The sequence below is a fragment of the Paragemmobacter kunshanensis genome, assembly GCF_011059185.1.
Lineage (GTDB): Bacteria > Pseudomonadota > Alphaproteobacteria > Rhodobacterales > Rhodobacteraceae > Paragemmobacter > Paragemmobacter kunshanensis.
Map to the genome: position 1 here is coordinate 1 of NZ_JAALFE010000077.1, position 1,824 is coordinate 1,824.

Annotated in this window: 3 protein-coding genes and 1 pseudogene; all 4 read right to left on the reverse strand. The window is 68.5% G+C overall.

Going from position 1 to position 1,824, the window contains the following annotated elements; all coding sequences use genetic code 11:
• A partial coding sequence (locus G5V65_RS21730) for a hypothetical protein (RefSeq protein WP_206526932.1) occupies window positions 1-203 on the reverse strand: 203 nt, incomplete at its 3' end.
• The gene (locus G5V65_RS21735) at window positions 200-970 is read right to left on the reverse strand and encodes a hypothetical protein (RefSeq protein WP_165054687.1); all 771 of its coding nucleotides are present in this window, start codon (window positions 968-970) and stop codon (window positions 200-202) included. The genes G5V65_RS21735 and G5V65_RS21730, both read right to left, overlap by 4 nt.
• Window positions 967-1,377 carry a DUF6511 domain-containing protein gene (locus tag G5V65_RS22555; RefSeq protein ID WP_241250704.1) on the reverse strand — a complete coding sequence of 137 codons (411 nt, stop codon included), beginning with the start codon at window positions 1,375-1,377 and terminating at the stop codon, window positions 967-969. Before G5V65_RS22555 ends, G5V65_RS21735 begins: the two co-directional genes overlap by 4 nt.
• 3 nt (window positions 1,378-1,380) lie before the next feature.
• Window positions 1,381-1,824 (reverse strand): annotated as a pseudogene (locus tag G5V65_RS21745) (DEAD/DEAH box helicase); the annotation flags it as partial.

Sequence of the window (1,824 nt, forward strand, 5' to 3'; positions counted from 1 at the left end):
TGCGGCTTGCCGTCCCGGCCCTGACCCTTGTCGACGAAGCCGCGGAGCGGGATCAGCCCCTCGCACCAGCTGAAGACAGTGTCGAGGAAGACGGCGATCTGCTCGGGGTCGGGGTCGGGGTCGCAGCCGAAGGGGTTCTCGGACGGCGGCCCGTCGTTGAAGTCCATCCAGGGGTTGAAGTGCAGGATGCCGTCGTCGCTCATGCGGGAAGCCTCCAGCAGCGCTCGGACCACGGGCAGAAGCGGCATTCGAAGAAGTCGGGCGTGGTGGCGATGCGCGGCAGCAACTCGCCCGCGTCGGTCGCCTGCAGGATCCGCACGCCCCGGTCAGACATGCGCTGCGCGAGCTCGGCGTCGAAGGGCACCAGCTCATGGTGAAGCTCGGCCGTGTCCTTGTTGATCGCGGTGAACACGGCGGGCGCGGCCGAGATGCCGGGGATCGTCCCTTCCATGTAGGCCTGATAAAGCGCGATCTGGGCGGCGTAGACCGGCTTCGACTTGGTCACGCCGTCCTTGACGCAGGCGCGCCAGTTCTTCGCGTTCATCGTCTTGCATTCCCACAGTGCGGGAACGGCCAGACCGAAGCCCTCGGGCCCGGCGGCAATGATGCCGTCGACGTGGCCGCGAATGCGCCCGCCCGCGACCGAGAAGCCGAACTGGCCGCCATCAGGCCGGTTGCCCTTGCGGGTGTAGAGGTCGAAGCCCGCGCCGCGCAGCCAGGCGACGGCCAGATCCTCGAGCGCGTGGCCGATCGCGAAGATGCGCAGCGACTGGCCGCTGAAGTCCTGGCCCTCGTCCTTCGGCGTCGCCGCGAACTCGAACTGCAACGCGCGCTCGCAGGCATGGCCGAGGCGCGAGCCGCCGAGATAGTCGCGAGGCGGCCGCGTCGCCTGATCGGCGGTGAGCGCCCGGTCGACGGCGGCGTTGACCTGTTCCGCGAAGCTGGGGCGATGATTGTAATCGAGGGTCAAAACGGCACCTCCGGCGTGTGCGCCCGGACGATGTCGGACATGGCCTCGCGGAAGCCCTCGATGGCTTCCTCGATCAGCGCGCGCACCTGCGCCTCGGTCAGTTCGGCCAGCGGGGTGGCCCAGCCGATCTCGTCCATCAGCAGCGCGACGCGCTTCATGGTGGCGGTGATCGCGGCACGCTCTTCCTCGGTCAGGTCAACCATGGCGAAACGCTCCCGCGCCAAGCGTGTCCAGAAGGACTGACAGGGCATCGAGCAGAACCAGGCCGATTGCCGGGGTCGCTTCGACCGGTGCGGATCGAACCAGCCAAAGCCACGGGTGGGTTGCCGGCAGACAGCACAGAGCGTTCCACGCGGATGCCAGAGCCGCCGCCGATCCTCGGCCGTGATGGGGGTGGAGGCGGTCATGGATCATGCCGCCCTCCGTTCGGGCCGAGCGGCCGTGTCGATCAGCTGCCGGATGGCGCGCTTGTTGAAGCCGAAGGTCATCAGCGCCGAGGCGCGGTAGCGCGTCAGGCCGAAGTCATGGCGGCACTCCGGCGGCAGGTACTGCAGCTGCTTTTCGGTCGGCGGCTGGCGCAGCCAGGAGCGGGTCTTGAAGGCGCTCTCGTCGGTCTCATGCGTGTTCAGCCAGTCGTCTGCCTGCGCGAGGCAGACCGTGCGCTCGCCCACGCCCAGCAGATGCGGGCGTTCGCCTTTGGCCCCGCCGATGGCGTACCAGACCCCGTCCAGCCAGAAGATGCCGCCCCAGGCGGCGAAGCCCGTGGCAATCAGCGCATCGTCCGTGCCGTAGAGGTCGACCCACGCGAAGCTGGACCGCTTCAGCAGGTCGATCTCGGTCATCATGAAGCCCGA